At 57.3% G+C, this 16,573-nt stretch carries 12 protein-coding genes; 4 read left to right on the top strand and 8 right to left on the bottom strand.

The features are described 5' to 3' along the window. Positions 1 to 169: 169 nt before the first annotated feature. The 7 genes from Abci_RS07990 to Abci_RS07960 form a co-directional block, all read right to left on the bottom strand. A complete protein-coding gene (locus Abci_RS07990; RefSeq protein WP_048838638.1) occupies positions 170 to 1,429 on the bottom strand; it encodes an NAD(P)/FAD-dependent oxidoreductase in 1,260 nt (419 codons plus the stop codon). 100 nt (positions 1,430 to 1,529) lie between these two features. After that, positions 1,530 to 1,778 (bottom strand): DUF3297 family protein, encoded by a 249-nt coding sequence (locus Abci_RS07985; protein WP_048838637.1) that lies wholly within the window; start codon positions 1,776 to 1,778, stop codon positions 1,530 to 1,532. A 134-nt stretch (positions 1,779 to 1,912) separates the two neighbouring features. Beyond that, complete coding sequence (locus tag Abci_RS07980) at positions 1,913 to 5,254, bottom strand: efflux RND transporter permease subunit (protein ID WP_048838636.1); 3,342 nt, start codon at positions 5,252 to 5,254, stop codon at positions 1,913 to 1,915. Positions 5,255 to 5,422: 168 nt separating this feature from the next. Then, complete coding sequence (locus tag Abci_RS07975; protein WP_146806979.1) at positions 5,423 to 6,247, bottom strand: hypothetical protein; 825 nt, start codon at positions 6,245 to 6,247, stop codon at positions 5,423 to 5,425. 80 nt (positions 6,248 to 6,327) lie between these two features. Beyond that, entirely contained in the window at positions 6,328 to 7,290 is a 963-nt protein-coding gene (locus Abci_RS07970; RefSeq protein WP_048838634.1) for an efflux RND transporter periplasmic adaptor subunit, read from the bottom strand. Between the two features lie 15 nt (positions 7,291 to 7,305). Further along, positions 7,306 to 7,512, bottom strand: coding sequence for a DUF1656 domain-containing protein (locus tag Abci_RS07965; RefSeq protein WP_048838633.1), 207 nt, complete (start codon positions 7,510 to 7,512; stop codon positions 7,306 to 7,308). Beyond that, entirely contained in the window at positions 7,512 to 9,596 is a 2,085-nt protein-coding gene (locus Abci_RS07960; protein ID WP_048838632.1) for an FUSC family protein, read from the bottom strand. The genes Abci_RS07965 and Abci_RS07960 overlap by 1 nt, the downstream gene beginning before the upstream one ends. A gap of 315 nt (positions 9,597 to 9,911) precedes the next feature. On the opposite strand from Abci_RS07960, the gene Abci_RS07955 reads away from it, so the two are divergent. Both Abci_RS07955 and Abci_RS07950 read left to right on the top strand, forming a co-directional pair. Beyond that, positions 9,912 to 11,060, top strand: a complete 1,149-nt coding sequence (locus Abci_RS07955; RefSeq protein ID WP_048838645.1) for a metallophosphoesterase family protein — start codon at positions 9,912 to 9,914, stop codon at positions 11,058 to 11,060. Continuing rightward, complete coding sequence (locus Abci_RS07950) at positions 11,057 to 13,750, top strand: AAA family ATPase (protein WP_048838631.1); 2,694 nt, start codon at positions 11,057 to 11,059, stop codon at positions 13,748 to 13,750. Before Abci_RS07955 ends, Abci_RS07950 begins: the two co-directional genes overlap by 4 nt. On the opposite strand, the gene Abci_RS07945 is transcribed toward Abci_RS07950, so the two are convergent. Next, entirely contained in the window at positions 13,734 to 15,194 is a 1,461-nt protein-coding gene (locus Abci_RS07945; RefSeq protein WP_048838630.1) for a carbohydrate porin, read from the bottom strand. The two genes, Abci_RS07950 and Abci_RS07945, sit on opposite strands and share 17 nt — an antisense overlap. Positions 15,195 to 15,387: 193 nt before the next feature. Here Abci_RS07945 and moaB point away from each other — a divergent pair, with 193 nt between their 5' ends. Both moaB and Abci_RS07935 read left to right on the top strand, forming a co-directional pair. Then, positions 15,388 to 15,942: a molybdenum cofactor biosynthesis protein B gene (gene moaB, locus Abci_RS07940; RefSeq protein WP_048838629.1), complete on the top strand. Its 555-nt coding sequence runs from the start codon at positions 15,388 to 15,390 to the stop codon at positions 15,940 to 15,942. Continuing rightward, a complete protein-coding gene (locus Abci_RS07935; protein ID WP_048838628.1) occupies positions 15,935 to 16,513 on the top strand; it encodes a DJ-1/PfpI family protein in 579 nt (192 codons plus the stop codon). The genes moaB and Abci_RS07935 overlap by 8 nt, the downstream gene beginning before the upstream one ends. Positions 16,514 to 16,573 lie beyond the last annotated feature (60 nt).

Genomic DNA, 16,573 nt, shown 5'->3' with positions numbered 1-16,573 from the left:
CGACAGTTTACTGCCGCACAGGCAGCTCAGAAAATCCCATCCAGGTTTCCCCTCTGAGACTCTTGGTTCACTGCCGCACAGGCAGAAGGCATCCGTACTCACCCAAAAACCCCCAGCCCGGAAAGGCTGGGGGTTTTATTGTCGCTACTCACCATAGAGTATTGAAAAATCAGGATTTAGACCATTCCGGGTGGTGTGGCACGGTAATGTCCCGGCCTTTCAGCATCATGTCCCAATAAACGCGGGGGAAGACTGTTGTCTTCAGGAACCATGCAAAGCGGCTTGGCTTACGCTGGTCATAGGGGAAGCTGGGGGCTGGTTTGCCACCGTAAAGGAATTCAGCCAGAACAATTTTGCCATAACCAACCGTAAGCGGGCAGGCGCCGTAACCATCATAAGCACCGCTGAATGGTTTGCCATCAAGGGACGCCAGCAGGTTGGCCACAACAATAGGGGTCTGGGCACGGGCGGCGGCCATGGTTTTGGCATTGGATGTGCCAATAACGTCCCCCAGCCCAAATACCAGCGGATATTGCGTGTGCTGGAGCGTTGCCGGGTCTACAGCCAGCCATCCGCCCTCGTTCGCCAGTGGGCTTTGCTTGATAAAGTCTGGCGCACTCTGGGGTGGGGTCACGTGCAGCATGTCAAAGTCTTTGACAACATGCTCCGTCTTGCCTTCGGGGTTGGTGACGGCAAATGTGGCTTTGCGTTCCGGGCCGTTCACGGCAACCAGTGTGTGCTTATATTGCAGGTTGATGCCGTAGTAATCGACAGCCTCCTGCAAAGCCGGGCGGAAATACGCCACGCCAAACAGGGCGTCACCCGCAAGGCAGAATTCTACATTCGTGCGGAACAGCGTTCCGTGCTTGCGCCAGTAATCAGAAGCCAGATACGCAATTTTCTGGGGAGCACCAGCGCATTTGATCGGCATGGGCGGTTGGGTAAACAGCGCTGTACCACCAGAGAGGGACTGGATGCACGTCCAAGTATAGTCCACCGTATCTTTGGAGTAATTGCTGCACACGCCATTGCGGCCCAGCGTTTCCTTCAGGCCTTCAATCTTGTCCCAATCCAGTTGCAGGCCGGGGCAGACAACAAGGCGGTGGTACGCAACGGTACGGCCATCAGCAAGTGTTACGGTGTTATCGTCCGGCTGGAATGTGGCTGCTGCCGCACGGATCCATGTGCACCCTTTGGGAATAAGCCCGCCTTCCTGCCGGAGCGTGCTTTTAAGGGACATGGCACCCGCACCAACCAGTGTCCAACCGGGCTGGTAGGCATGGGTGGTTGAGGGTTCAATCAGCGCAACATCAAGGGAGGGGCGCTCATGCAGCAACCGTGCGGCAACGGCAATGCCAGCGGCACCACCCCCTACAATAACAACAGTGTAGCGGAGGCCCGGCGTTTTGCCGGGTTCTGGCTGGGCCATGTGCGGTCTCCCTTGAATGGTGCTTTAATAGTTAATGATTCAACCTAACACACCTCATCAGTTAATGTAATTCGTTAATTGATGGGGTGCCCTGCGTTTATCAGGCTTCGTCTTTAACCCAAACTTCAACCGGGCCTTGAAGTTTCATGGTCAGGGGGTTGCCTTTGCGGTCAACAGTCTTGCCAACGGCAACACGCACCCAGCCTTCGCTGATGCAATATTCTTCAACATTGGTTTTTTCTACGCCTTTGAAGCGTACACCAATGCCGCGTTCCAGCAGCTTTTCATTATAAAAAGGGCTTTCCGGATTAACGGACAGACGGTCTGGCATTGTTGGGGTGTCTGACATGGTAGGCTCCTGATCTCTGCACTGCCTGAGGGCAGTTTGATATGGTGTTCAGACTGTCCGGCATGGACCATGCCCCGCCGGACTGCTGCACTGCCTTTAGCCGTTTTTGAACGGAAACACCAATGCCCCGGCGGCTAAGCGCGCGGAAGAGGCTTGGCCCCGGTCATACGCCCAAAAAGCCGCCCAATACGGTGCAGTGTGCGGCTAAACCAGGCGCTCAGCCTATGCATGAGCAGATAGACCACCGGTGTGGAATACAGCGTAAGCAACTGGCTGGTAGCCAGCCCGCCAATAACGGCAATACCTAAGGGGCGGCGCAACTCCGCCCCGTACCCGTGCCCAAACACCAGAGGAACCGCCCCAAAAGCGGCGGCCAGAGTGGTCATCAGGATAGGGCGGAAGCGCGTCAGGCAGGCGGAGTAAATTGCCTCATACGGCGGCAGACCCTGGTCGCGCTCAACATGCAGGGCAAAATCGATCATCAGAATGGCGTTTTTCTTCACAATACCAATCAGAAGAATAACGCCAATCATGGCGATCAGGGAGAAAGGTTGACCGCAAACCCAAAGGGTCAGCATGGCTCCCACTGCGGCAGACGGCAGGGTGGAGAGAATGGTAAGGGGCTGAATGTAGCTTTCGTACAGCACACCCAGTGTAACATACATGGTGACCAGTGCGGCCACAAAAACCAGCAACTCGTTAATCAGGTTTTTCTTCATGTCACCGGCCTGGCCGGTAAACCCGCCATGCAAGGCCAGTGGCGTGTGCAGCGAGACCATGACCTTCTGGATCTCCTTTTCTGCCTCATCCACAGTTTTTTTGTTGGCAAGGTCAAAGGAGATACTGCCGGAAATAAAGCCGTTTTCATGGCTGACTTCCAGCGGGGTAGGGGTTGTAACCAGCCGGGCAATTGTGGGCAGCGGCACCATTGTCTCTGATGAGGAAGACACGGCAGACCCGTTAGAGGCACCAGCACCGCCGCCAGCCAGCCGGTTGGCAATGGAGTTGCGGAAAGACTGCTCGCTCAGCGTTGTCGCGCGGGATGCAGATGCCCCGGTGGGCATTTTTACCCGCACGGTGTTGGAGGCTATTGCCCCGGACGCTGTGCCCCCAGCCGTTGAAACCCAGAGCGTTTTGAGAATTTCCGGGTTTTCACGGAAGGCTTTTTCTACCTCCATGACCACATAATATGTGGTCAGCGGGGTGGAGATGGCCGATGCTGTTCTCTGGCCGTATGCATCATACAGCGCGTTGCCAATCAACTGTGGGGTTATCATGTAGCGGGCGGCTGTATCACGCTGGATCAGCACATGCATGGCCGCACCTTTGCTGGATAGGTGGCTGCTTACCCCAACAAGCACAGGGTTTTTGCGTAGCGCCTCTGTAATGCGGGGCACCCAAGTATAAATATCGTCATCATTATCGCTCTGAAACACATAGCTATATGTGCCTTCATGCTGGCGCTGGCCGCCCCCATTGATATCGCCCGAGTTGGAGATGCTGGCTGTAAGCCCCGGCACATCCTTAACGCGGTTACGAACACGGGCCGCAATTTGCTCCGGGGTGGAAGAGCGGGAGGCCTTATCGGTCAGCTGCGCAAAAACCTGCGCATTGTTGGCAGCATCTTCCCCCGCAAACCCCAGAACGGCTTCCACATCCGGGTCCACCATCATGGCGTCAATCACTTTGCGCGCCTTGCCGGATGTTGCGGTGAAGGAACTGGTCTGGTCCGTACTCAAAAAGCTTTCAATCAGCGAGATATCTTCAGCCGGAAGAAGGGTTTTTGGCATAATGACCAGAATGGCAATGGTCGCAAAAAAGCTGAGCGGCAGGGTGGAAAGCGTAATCCATGGGTGGCGCAAGGCCCAGCGTAGGGAGGACCTGTAGCCGCGCAAGACCCATTCAAGGCCTGCATCTGTAGCATCTGCCAACCCATGCGCGGCACGGACCATAACGTTGGGGCGGGCAGGCTGTGCGGCTGCCTCTGCGTCCTCATGATGCACGGTGAGCATATAGGCGCACATCATTGGCGTGAGGGAGATGGACAGAAAAAAAGACACAGACACAGCCGTTGTCAGCGTCATGGCGAATTCAAAAAAGATTTTCCCCGGCACCCCTCCCAACAGCAGGAGCGGCAGAAAGACCGCAATAAGTGAAATGGTGATGGACAGAATGGTAAATGCAATCTCGCGCGAGCCAAGAAGCGTGGCTTCCATCCGGCCCATGCCCTGCTCCATGTGACGGGCAATATTTTCCACCACCACAATGGCATCATCCACCACAAAGCCTGTGGCGATGGTCAGCGCCATCAGGGACAGAGTATCCAGCGAGAACCCCAGCAGGTGCATGATGGCAAGGGAACCCGCCAGAGAAATAGGCACCGTAATGGCCGGAATAAGAGTGGAACGCCAACTGCGGAGGAACGCCAGCACCACCACAACCACCAGCAGGACGGAGATAAGCAGCGTATATTGCGTATCCTCCAGTGCCCCACGAATGGAGACCGATCGGTCGGACACCAGTTTGAAGCTGACATCGGCTGGCAGGGCATTGCTCAAAAGGGCTGCGCGGGCACGGATGGCATCTGTCACCTCAATGACATTCGCGCCGGGTTGCGGGCGAATGACGGTAATGATGGCGGGCTTGTTATCGTACCACCCCGCCTTCCGCTCATCCTGCGGGCCATCCCGTATTGTGGCTACATCGGTCAATCGCACCGGGCGGGCATTGCGGTAACCAATCACCAGTTCCCGGTACTGCTCGGCTGTCCGTGCCTGGTCATTGGTGTCCAGCGTAAAACGCTGCCCGCCGGATTCAATAAACCCTTTGGGCGTGTTGGCATTGGCAGATGCCAAGGCGGACCGGACGTCTTCAAACCCAATACCGTATTTATACAGCATGGCGGGGTTCATTTCCACGCGCACGGCGGGTTTGGATGCACCGACCAGCTCTACCCAGCCAACGCCTTTAACCCCGGCCAACAGGGGTTTCAGCCGTGTTTCCGCAAGGTCTCTCAAGGCTGTGGGGGAGCGTGTGTCGGACGTCATGGCGGCCAGCATGATGGGGCTGTCAGACGGGTTGGCCTTGAAGTATTGCGGCGTCATCAGCAACGTGTTGGGCATATCCCGTCGGGCGGCCTGCAAGGCGGCCTCAACATCACGCGCGGCACCGTTAATGTCCCGGCTATCATCAAAAAACAGCAGGACGAAGGAGTCTTTGTCTGTCGACTCAGAGCGCATGCTGCTCAGGCCCGCTATCTGGCCAAGGTGGCGTTCCAGCGGTGTGGTGAGGGAACTGGCCATTTGCTGCGGAGAACTGCCGGGCTGGGTGGCCACAACATAGATAACCGGCACGGAAATATTGGGCAGGTCAGCAACCGGCATGGCCCTGTAAGCAAAAGCCCCTGCCAATACAAAGGCCATAGCCATAAGAATGGTGCCGACGGGGCGCATGATGAAAAGCCGGCAAAGAGACAAGCCTGAGTTTCCTTGGATAGAAAAAAAGCCACCCCACAAGGCGCAGCACAAAACACCCCATGTGAGAATATGGGGAGGTCTGCGCTTATCTCACACTCTGCCTAATGTTGTCATTCAGGAACAATAAAAACGTGGCCGCCGTGCTAAAAACACCACATGGCCAATGGCTTACTGGGATGCAGGAATAACCGTAACATGCGTGGAGCGCGCAGGGGACGGAGGGGCGGCGGCATCAGGAATAATCTTGCCGCTCCCGTCCCGTTGTGTCGCCAGTGTGTCTCCCACCTTGTCCACAATAATATTGCCGCTGGACATAATGTGGAACACGCCAACATCCGTCTCACCATGCATCACGGCATCTCCCGTGCTGTCGGACGTAATTTCCAGTGCCTGTAGATGGCCTGCCTGTCCGTCAAATGTGGCGGAACCTCCCAGATAGAGGGCAATGGCGGGTGCCGTTATTTTCCGGATTGTAACGGGCGCTGCTTTTTCTGAGCGAATGCGGGCGGAGTCAGAAAGGGTGCGGATGGTCAGTGGGCCTGTGGAGGCTGACACCAGCCCCAGTTCTCCTGCCTTACCCATTTCAACAGGCCCTGAGCCTGCACGGATAAAAACGGTTCCGGTTCGGTCGTCCAGCAGAACAGCAGAACGCCCAGCCTCTGCTATGGTTAGGGGGAGGTCCGGGCGCGTGGTGATGGTCAGACCCGTGGTAAGGGGGGCTGTCGCTGTGCAGCCATTCTGGGCAACGGTGATTGTGCCATCTTGCCCCACAGTCGCACTGATACCATGGGGGAGGGGCTGATCAATCAGCACAGCCCCAGACAGGGTATCGGACGTAGTGATATGCAGCTTGCTCAGGCAGGGGGCGGTGATGACCAGCGCCCGCCCCTTAAGGGGTGTGGCGGCCTGAGTGGGGACGCTGAACGTTAGGAGCATGGCCACACCACACAAGCCCCATGAGGCTGACCAGAAACGCGAAAATGAGCACATCATGACAGTCTCCGTGCCAGCCCCGTTCTGCATTGTCCAGAGGCTGCAAGACGTGTCATGCGGCCATGTCATGGAGCAGCGGGTTAATTCCTGTTACCGCTGCCTCCGGTGCCACCCAGCAATGTGTCATGCAGGCGGTCAAAGACTTCGGTCAGGGTATCGTGCGCGCGTTTGCCTTTGCTGCCAACCACAGTCACGGTGGTCGTCATGCCTGCGGCTAACTGGGTGCCGGGAGGAATGCTGTCTATATGCACACGCACAGGAATACGCTGCGCCAGCCGGACCCACGTGTACACAGGGTCAACCGATGGCAAGCCCTGAGTAGAGGGCGTGGCGTTAGGTGTAGCAATACCACGGGTGATACTAACCACGTGGCCCCACATGGGAGCGCGGTAGCCCATCAGGTCCATACGGACCCGATCACCAATATGAATGGCCCGTATTTTTGTTTCTTCAAAATAGCCATCCACCCAGTAGGAGGACGCATCAATCACCTGCACGTTGGGTTTGCCAGCGGTTGCAAAGTCACCCACACGCATAATCAGGTTGTTCACATACCCAGTAACGGTGCTGCGCACTTCCGTACGGTCAAGGTTGATTTTGGCTTGGGATAAAGCTGCCATGGCATCCGCATATTGGGCCTTGGCCATATCGGCGGTGGCTTGAAAAACCTGCTTTTCCTCGCGGGAGGCAGCAACTTCCGTCAGCCTGTCACGGCGGTTCTGCTGGGCGTCTTTCAGCACCATATCTGCCTGCCGCTCATTCACTTTGGCTGTGGCGGTGGCAACGGCTACTTTGAAGTCGAACGGGTCAATTTCATACAGAATATCACCCGCGTGAACGAACTGGTTATCCTTCACGCGTACGGCAATAATCTGGCCGGACACACGCGGGGCAATATCCGCCACCTGTACGCGCACCTGCCCGTTACGGGTCCAGGGGGCAGCGGTATAGTAGTCCCATAAAACAAGGCCAACAACGGCAGCTACAGCAAGGATTGTCCCGGTCGTAACAAATTGCAGGGCGCGGCGGGCGCGTTCAAACACGGTCGGAAAATCCTCTCACAAGACAAGCGTATAAAAGCCGATCAGGCACACAAGCAGCCCGAATTCAGCCAAAGGCACATTCCAGATCACCCGCCGTGCCCCCACTTTGGCCAGCAGGGGGTTAAGCACCAGCAGCGTGACAATAGCCAGCCCGGCATGCACCACAAAAGACGAGACAAGCAGCCCCCCGATATCCAGAACAGGTCTCAGACTGTCTTCCATCAGAAGGCTTTCCAGCGTTGATCAGGCACAGGGAGCAGATCATACAGGTGTATGGCCGAGCGATTGTGTTCCAGCAGACGAATGGCCCCCACCATGGCGGATACGGCAGCAAGTGCTGTAGCCATCTGCCCATGTGGCAGGTCAACACTGTGGTCCAGCAGTAACCGTGCCTTGTGGCGCATACGGTAGAGTGCGGCATCAATATTGTAGATAACGGTTGACCGGTACGCAGCCTCCGCGTCCGCACGAATGGCGGGAATGGTGGCGGCACGCTGAAGGTGTCGGCGTGCCCGCGCTAGTTCCACATTCAACTCATCAAGGCTGGAGAGGCGTGTGAAGACGCGGGTTTTTGCGGCATTGGAGGGGAGGTAGCTGTTCCATTCCAGAATACGGCAGAGGCGATGATAATGGCGGCTGATCAGGGCGGACCCAGCCTGTTCTCCTTGGCCTTCAAACTGTTTGCGCAGATCATGCCCGATTGTGATGGCTACCCGGAAGCGCCGCTTGTTGGCGGAGGGGGGCAGCAGCAACACGAGAGCAATAAAAATAACAATGGCTGAAAACAGATAGAGCACATTGCGGTCAATAAAACCGGCGGGTTCGTAATTCTGTTCGTTGGCAATGCCGAGAATAACAAAAAAGAACACCCCGGCGTTAAAGCCTACCGTTGCGGTCTTGGGGTTCATCATCAACAGGCAACCGCCGAAAATAACGGGGATGATGGCCATGGCCAGAAACGGCATGTCCGCCCCGTGTGGCAGCACCGCAAAGTTCAGGACTGCGGCGACCGCAATTGCCAACGGGGTGCCAATAAGAGCCCCCATGCCATACCCCCGCGCATTGTAGGTGGTTGCCGCGAGCGTGAGGATAATTGCGACCTGGGAAAGCGCCGTGAAGGTGCTGGGAATGTTGGAAATAATGCATAGGCCTGCGGCAACACTAAAGCCAACCAGGGTGCGCAGCCCGGCCAGAAGCCCGGCTATCACGTCCTGATGCTGCTCAATCTTGAGGTCAGGGGCGGTAGTGCGGGCACGGCGGCCATTTTCAAATGCGTCAATGCCATCCACGGCCCAGCGCGTGTCAGACAGGAGTGCCATGGAGCGTTCAATCAGCCAGGCCTCATCCAGCGTGGGGCCACGGCCGCCTTCAGTGGCGTGCGCTTCCCGTGCCAGATCCTCAAGGTCTCTGACGGCCTGGCGCGTGGTGGTGGTAGGCGTGCCGTCCCCATACGCCGTGCGGATATGGTTCAGCACCGGGCCGGAAATTTCGCCGCCCCGCAGCACATAGGCAATGGCCCGGCTACAGCTTAACATTTCCAGCAGGGCCACCATGGCGGAGCGGGCACCCGCAAGCCTTATGTTGGCGTCCGGCAGTTCCGTCTTGGCGTAGGAGACCTGAGTGGTCAGGGCAATAATTTCGCCGGCCAGCCCGGCGCAGGCGGCTTCGTCCGGTATGCCGTGGCCAGCTATGGCCTCCTGCGCAATACGGCGGACCATGCTGGCGGTGCGGTTAAGGTTTGCAGCCAGCTTTTCCCATGCGGTCGGGGAGCCGAAAAAGTCATTCACGGCAGCAGTGGCTGCAATGCCCACAACAATGGCGGACACACGGTTAATGGTGACGTCAAAAGCATTTTGGGGGCTGTCTATGCAGCTAATGGCCACAATGGCAACCGTATAGCCGGACAGCATGGCAGCGTAAGCCCGGAAGTCTTTTTCCAAGGTGCCCACAATGGTGCAGAAGGCCAGCCATAGCCCCACGCCACCCAACAGCACTCCTCGTTCCTGATTAAAGCAGGCGGTCAGAAACAGCGCGACAAATGCCCCGACAAATGTGCCAACCAGCCGATACACGGCTTTGGAGAGCACCTGCCCACGGAGTGGTTGCGCCAGAATCATGACCGTTACAGCAGCGGAGCCGGGCGAGGAAAGCTGTAGCCAGAACGCAGTGGCCAGAGCGAGCACCACGGAAAGCCATGTCCGCAGGCAAAACTGAAACCAGCCGGGCGGAAATACCCCGCGCGGCAGGCGCATGCCCACACCACTCCAGAAGCCGACTGTTGATGCGGCTGGGTGTCGTATTGTCATCCTCTCCCCGCCCGTACCGCTTGCAGTGGCATGATCTGTAAAAACAGCCTGCCATGTGCCTTCTGCTCCGCAAAGGATGCCGAATCCATGAAAGGTCTTAACTTCTTAAAATAAAATATAATGTTCTGCGTGTCGTATCTGGTGCGTGGCAGCCTTGCAATGGTTGCAAGGGATCACTGTTCTGATCGTTTGCAAAGGGCGGTTGAGTGGGCCTGCGGCCTGCTTTCCACTATGCCGTTCCGGGCATGGCCGCATGGCCTTTGTCCTGAAAATGTGATGTTCCTGATAGGCTTAGGCAGCAGCAGGACACAGGGCATGAAGTTCGTTCACACCTCAGACTGGCAGATTGGCCGTACTTTCCGTTTTGTGGATGATGAAACACAGGGAGCACTTCAGGCTCAACGTGTGGATGTTATCCGCAGGCTCGGTCTGCTGGCCCGTGCGCAGGGGGCTGCGCATGTTCTGGTTGCTGGTGATATTTACGAGCACGAAACCCCCACTGAGCGCACACTGTACCAGCCTATGGAGCGGATGCGTGATTTTGGAGACCTGCACTGGCACCTGATACCGGGCAATCATGATGCCCATACCCCCGATGGTGTGTGGCACCGTTTGATGCGGGATGGCGGTGTGCCTGAGAACGTAACAGTCCATTGCCAGCCCGGCGCGGTACAAATCGATAGTGCTGAAAATGTCTGGTTGCTGCCCGCCGTGCTGGAACGCCGCCATGTGCTGACAGACCTTACGGCTTATATGAATGACGCCCCGACCCCGCCCGGTGCCGTCCGTATTGGTCTGGCGCATGGGTCTGTTACGGGTTTTGGGAATGGGGAAGAAGCACAGCATAACCCTTTGGCACTGGACCGCGCAAAGCAGGCGGGGCTGGCTTATCTGGGGCTAGGGGACTGGCATGGCTTCTGCCAGATTGATGCCCGAACCTGTTACGCCGGAACCCCTGAAACAGACCGTTTTACAACCGGTGGTGGTGGAGGCGGTGAGGCTCTGGTCGTGACCGTGCAGGGAGCACATGCGGTGCCAGACATTCAACGGCATCGTACCGGGCATTATATCTGGAAAAAGCTGGATGCTGTTACGCTCACAACGGCGGAAGACATTCAGGCGCTGGAAGCCCGCGTGCGGAGCATAGCGCCGGATAATCCCGGTGCCGTACTGGCGTGGCTTACAGTGACGGGCCTGCTGAGTGTGGATGATCTGGCACTCTATGAAAGCACGATTACGCGCAGGCTGCGTGCAGCCGTTGCGTGCCTGCGGGTTGCGGGTTCCCCTCAACTCTCGGCCGGGTTGGATGATCTGGACCGCTTCGGCTCCTCCGGGGCAATACGGAGTGCCGCGCAAACGTTGTTGAAACAGGCCGAGGGCGGAGGGGAGGAAGGAGCAATTGCAGCAGATGCCCTGCAACGCCTGTTCCTGCTCTGGAATGACGGGAAAGGAGCGGCAGCATGATTCTGACCGAATTACAGGTTGAAGGGTTCCGCCGTTTTACAGCTCCGGTCACGTTGGGTGGGCTGAAGCCCGGCCTGAATGTGCTGGCCGCCCCGAACGAGGCCGGAAAATCCACCCTCCTTATGGCGCTTCGCGCCGCCCTGACCCTGCGCCATACCTCCAAAAGCCAACCGATCAAGGATCTAGCTAGTTATGGCGGGAGCGCCCCGCATGTTCTGCTACGTTTCACATGGAACGGCGTACCGTGTGCCCTTGAAAAACGCTTTCTGGCCAGAAGCTGTATGCGGCTGACGCGCGGCCCGGACCGCTATGAGGGAGACGAGGCAGAAGAGCAGCTTCGCCTTATGCTGGGGCTGACGGAAGCAGGCCGTGGAGAGGCCGCCGGGTTATGGAATGCCCTGCTTGTTGGGCAGGGCGAAAGTTTTGCATTGCCCGCGTTGAGTGAGGCCGGACACGCCAGTATTCGCTCCTGCCTGTCACAAGGGGTAGAGGTTGTAACCGGGGGCGCTGCGGCCTCAGCCGTGTTGGGAAGAGTTAAGGAGCAGCTTGGTTTGTTGCAAACGGCCACTGGCCGTCCAACAGGTCTTTATAAAAAAGCCATGGAGCAGGAAGCCGAAGCGGAAAACCTGCTGGCGCAGCTTGAAGCCCGCAAAAACAGGCTGGAAGAAGACCTTGTTGCTCTGGCACAGGCACGCCGTCTTTTGCAGGAGCAGGCCAACCCGGACCGGAAAATGCAGGACGAGGCCGCTTTGGCCGCCCTCCGCGTGGAACGGGACAAAGCGACCAAACTTGAAGCAGAAGAACAGGCAGCCCGCGCCACGGTCAATGTGGCTCAGGTTCACTCCACTAACCTGAAGCAGGAGCAGCAGAGCCGCCAGGAAAACAGGGAGCGCATACAACAGCTGACTAAAAGCCAGACAGCAGCGCAACAGGCGTTGGACGCGCTAGAACCGCGTATGCAACAGGCCCAGCAGCGTGTGGAACAGGCGCGTCAGGCGCGGGAGGCTGCGGAGGCAGCTCAGGAGTTGGCCCGCAGGCAGCGTGCCCTGTCTGCCCAGCAAGCAGGGCTTGCACACCAACAGCAGCGTTTGGGGCAGGAGCAGGCTTCCTTACGCCGGGTTGAAGCTGCTTACACACAGCTTGAACAGGCAGAAGCCGTGCTGGCTGCTCTGCGCTGCGTTGACGATGCCTGTATGGACCGTTTGCACAAGGCGGACCGCCTGTGTGCCCAGTTGCAGGCCCAGAGGGAGGCTCAAGCCCCAACGCTCACGCTCACCTTGCTGCCAGAGGCTGCCGAGCAGGTTAAGATTAACGGAGCCGCCTGTAAGGAAACGTCCCAGCAGGTCTTGCAGGAAACCGTGTTGGAAATAGCCGGGGTAGGCACGGTAACCATCAGCCCAGCCCAGCAGGACCAGACCGGGCTTGCTGGCAAGTGGGAGCAGGCGGCAGCACAGAGAGCTCTGTTGTTACAGCAAATGGGCTGCCAGACCATGGCAGATGCGGCAACGCATTATGCCCGCTACAGGCAGGCACAAACGCGGGTGACCGAGGCGCGCGCAACCTACCACGCCAGCTTGCCGCACGGGCAGGCAGGGAAAGAGCAGGGGGCCGCGCATCTGGTTGCCTTGCGTAAAGCGGTGGCGGAACAGGAGGCTCAGTGTGCGCTGTCGGAACAGGCTGTAGCCGCACTTCAAGTCTCCGGTGTGGCGCAGGATGCAGTGAGCCCGGAGGCCGCAGCAGAGGCGGAAGATCAGGCTGCGCGTCAGGCAGAGGCCGCAAGGCAGGCGGAGCGGGAGGCGCAAACGGTTTTTAGCACAGCGCACACGCAGCAGCAGGCAGCCCTTGTTGCTGTGCGGGAAGTAGGACAGGCACTTCAGCAAGCCCAGCGTGAGGAAACCGTTTATCTGAGCCACAAAACAGATGATGCCTTGGCCGCAGACCTGACGCAGGCCCGGGAAGATCTGGCCGTTGCCACGGCCAGACTGGAGCAGCTTGAGCAGCACCGTGCAGAGGCCAGACCGCTTGCAACACTTGAAAGTGGCATTGCCCGGTACGAGCAGAAATTGGAAGCCAGCCGTACCCGTATCAGCCAGTTGCAGATTGAGATTCGGGAACGGGAGGCGCATGTGCGCTTTGCCGAAGGTGACGGGCTGGATGAACAGATAGCCGCCACGGAGCGGACGGTCGAGCGCCTTAAACAGGACCGCGAGGGGTATGAGCGGAGCCGCGCAGCACTGGCCTTGCTTCAGCAGACGGTGAGTGCGGCAGAGCAGGAACAAACGGAGCGTTATCTTGCGCCGCTTGTCAAAACCATGCAGCCCGCATTTAGCAGTCTGTTCCCCGGTGGGGCGTTGACCCTGAACACGCAGTTTGGGGTGGAAGCCATTACGCGGCGGCAGACAGAAGAGTTTTCAAAACTGTCTGACGGCACGCGTGAGCAGATTGCCGTGCTGGTCAGGCTGGGCTTTGCGGAACTGCTGCAAAGCCAGACTGGCAACAGCCTGCTTGTGCTGGATGATGCCTTGAGTTTTTCAGATTCCCAAAGGCTGGAGCGGCTGTTTGATGTGCTGACTGACGCAGCCAGCCGTTTCCAGATTCTGGTTCTGACCTGCCACGCAGAAAGCTTTGCAGCGCTTGGGGGTAACCTCCTAAGCCTGCAATCGCTGGAAAGTTTTACAGAACTACGTTGAGCTGAAGCGCCATCACTGCTGCATCATGGAAGGTGGTGGTGGCGCCGGGGCGGTTGATGTACTGAAAGTCTGGCTGGAGTGTCAGGCCATTGGCAACATGAGCATTATAGAAACATTCGTATATGGACTCATGCGTCTGAATACCCCAGGCCGTGCCCCACTGGTTGCCCTGAAACGGCAGACCTGCGGCAAGAGAGGCCTCCTGCTGCAAGGCAACAGTACGGCTCATTTTTAGCCACTGGTACATGACACCAATACTATCCAGCGGGCGGCCCCACACGGCTCCGGTTTCCAGAAAACCACCCCAGATATGGTGAGACATGGCCGTGGTGCGGCCATCGGTCCACATATAGCCAGCATGGGCTATCAGGCCATTGGTCGGTCCCTCACCATTGCGGGCAAGCATCTGGTCAGCATGTACCCAGGCGCTGGAACGGCCCGCATGGTAACGGGCAGGTTGCCCACTGGTCACCCATGGGTCACCATTCTTGTCAGCATACAGGTCAATATATTTGGAGTTATCGTAGCTGTAGCCAGCCTTGTAATGGCCTACGAGGTGATTTTTCCCGAAAGAAGGCATCCACCCCACTTCAACGGGGGATGAAAATTTGCCCAAGCCATCCTGTGCCCATGCCCACCCCGAAATACCGCCGTTGAAGGCGTGAGGGGAGACGGCAAAAAGACCTCCCATGATGTAGGTCTCGTTCGTAGGCATGACCCGCACAACAGCCCCGAGGTTTCCTGATGGCCAGTCGCGGTTGCCTTCCGTGTATTTGTTAGGGGCGGGGTTACCGCACACGGCTACGTTCATATACATGCAGTAGAGGGGGGATGCCGCAAAGAAGCTTCCTACCGGAATCCAGCCTGCACTAACGTCAACATGGTTGTTCAGCAGAGCCTTTTCACCATACAGGTAAACAAGATGGGCCACCACGTTGCCGCGGGCGCCGTAAATCTGCTGCACACCGCCCAGTGAGTCGCCAATATAGTCGGTACTCAGGTTGCGGCCATGCCCGTTCACAACCATCATGTGGCTCCAGAAGCCCTGCATGAAGCTGGTGCGTGTCAGCTTGCCCCAATCCACATCCAGCTCCACCCCAACCTGACCGGCATTGGTAACACCTTGCCTGCGGCCTCCCCGGAAGTTGCCTGCCAGCTCTTCATGAACGTCGGCCAGAATGTGAATACCGTGATCCAGCAGCCACGGCTGGGCACCCCACCAGTCACCAAAAAAATGGTTGTGCCCGTAGGGCGCAGAAAATAGCGGGCCGGGATCTTCCACCGGGTTTGCTTCATTATTCGCCTCCAGGCTGGGCCACAGCCCTGCAGCGCTATTGCCCCCAGCCAGTAACTGGGCATGGGCCTGAGTCGAGAAGCCAGCAGCCAGTAGGCAGGCAAGAGGTAGAGAGCGGAATAAAGAAAAGCCGGGAGAAGATGTGTGCATGATCTCTGTATTGGTTCTAGTGGTATCTGAATAACGGAAAGGTGTAGGGGCCGAGTATAAAAATATTAAAACATTTTTATGTCACCTGGTTCCGTAAAGAGACGTTTTCATAGTGATTTTGTAGCCTTACCCTGTATTTTAATAAAAGAGTGATGCCTCAAAGCATCAGAAAACGAGGTAGTAAAAGCGTTCCATGAGCAAAATAGATACAAACCGTCCTTTTCTGCCCGTGCGTATTGCCGTGATGACTGTATCAGACACACGCACACTGGAGACGGATACGTCTGGTCAGGCGCTGGTGTCTCGCCTGGAGGCTGCGGGGCACATTCTGGCTGACAGGGCCATTGTGTCAGATGATGTGGCCAAGATTGCCGCCAAGCTGAAGAGCTGGATTGCCGACCCTACAGTTGACGTTGTTATAACCAGTGGCGGAACCGGGGTGACTGGCCGCGATGTGACCCCTGAAGCATTCGATACCGTTTTAGAAAAACGGATTGAAGGCTTTGGTGAGCTCTTCCGGATGCTGTCCTACAAGAAAATCGGCACATCCACAATCCAGTCCCGGGCTTTGGCTGGTGTTGCGCAGGGAACCTACCTGTTTGCGCTGCCAGGCTCAACCGGCGCTGTAAAAGACGGCTGGGACGACATTTTGCTCTTCCAGCTTGATAGCCGCCACCGGCCCTGCAATTTTGTTGAACTCATGCCCCGCCTGCGTGAAGGGCTGAAGGAAGGAGGTCACCATGACTGAAGATGTCAAACTGCTGATGCTGGCAGGTGATTATGTTGAAGATTACGAAATTATGGTGCCGTATCAGGCTTTGCTGATGCTGGGATACAAGATTGACGTTGTAAGCCCCGGTAAAAAAGCTGGCGATACGGTTATTACCGCTATTCATGACTTTGAAGGCGCGCAGACATACAGCGAAAAACGGGGTCATAATTTTACGCTGAATGCCACGTTTGAAGACATTGATACGGATGACTATATCGGCCTGATTATCCCCGGTGGTCGTGCGCCGGAGCATTTGAGCATGCACAAGCGTGTGATCGAGATTGTGCAGGCGTTTGCTGACCGGCCCCTGGCCGCAATCTGTCATGGTGCGCAGCTTCTTGCCGCAGCCAATATCATCAAGGGGCGCAAGGTCTCAGCGTATCCGGCCTGTCGGGCGGAAGTTGAGCTTGCAGGCGCAACCTATGCAGACATTGCAGTAGATGCCGCCATAACCGATGGTGAGTTGGTGACAGCTCCAGCATGGCCCGCGCACCCGGCGTGGCTGGCGCAGTTTTTGAATGTTCTGGGGGCAACCGTCTCCATTTAAGGCATTGGCCTTCAGCGTCCTGTTGTGCATCATGCGGATGATGTTCAACAGGATGGAACC

This window comes from Acetobacter cibinongensis (genome assembly GCF_000963925.1).
Classification (GTDB): domain Bacteria; phylum Pseudomonadota; class Alphaproteobacteria; order Acetobacterales; family Acetobacteraceae; genus Acetobacter; species Acetobacter cibinongensis.
Note: the sequence above shows the minus strand (reverse complement) of the source record. Positions and strands in the feature narration are given on the sequence as shown.

Excerpts from the sequence above, each read along its gene's own strand:
- Abci_RS07935 (WP_048838628.1), top strand. The coding sequence starts at position 15,935 with ATGACTGAAGATGTCAAACTGCTGATGCTGGCAGGTGATTATGTTGAA.
- Abci_RS07965 (WP_048838633.1), bottom strand. The coding sequence starts at position 7,512 with ATGGAAGACAGTCTGAGACCTGTTCTGGATATCGGGGGGCTGCTTGTC.
- Abci_RS07950 (WP_048838631.1), top strand. The coding sequence starts at position 11,057 with ATGATTCTGACCGAATTACAGGTTGAAGGGTTCCGCCGTTTTACAGCT.
- Abci_RS07960 (WP_048838632.1), bottom strand. The coding sequence starts at position 9,596 with ATGACAATACGACACCCAGCCGCATCAACAGTCGGCTTCTGGAGTGGT.
- Abci_RS07945 (WP_048838630.1), bottom strand. The coding sequence starts at position 15,194 with ATGCACACATCTTCTCCCGGCTTTTCTTTATTCCGCTCTCTACCTCTT.
- moaB (WP_048838629.1), top strand. The coding sequence starts at position 15,388 with ATGAGCAAAATAGATACAAACCGTCCTTTTCTGCCCGTGCGTATTGCC.
- Abci_RS07955 (WP_048838645.1), top strand. The coding sequence starts at position 9,912 with ATGAAGTTCGTTCACACCTCAGACTGGCAGATTGGCCGTACTTTCCGT.
- Abci_RS07985 (WP_048838637.1), bottom strand. The coding sequence starts at position 1,778 with ATGTCAGACACCCCAACAATGCCAGACCGTCTGTCCGTTAATCCGGAA.
- Abci_RS07975 (WP_146806979.1), bottom strand. The coding sequence starts at position 6,247 with ATGATGTGCTCATTTTCGCGTTTCTGGTCAGCCTCATGGGGCTTGTGT.
- Abci_RS07990 (WP_048838638.1), bottom strand. The coding sequence starts at position 1,429 with ATGGCCCAGCCAGAACCCGGCAAAACGCCGGGCCTCCGCTACACTGTT.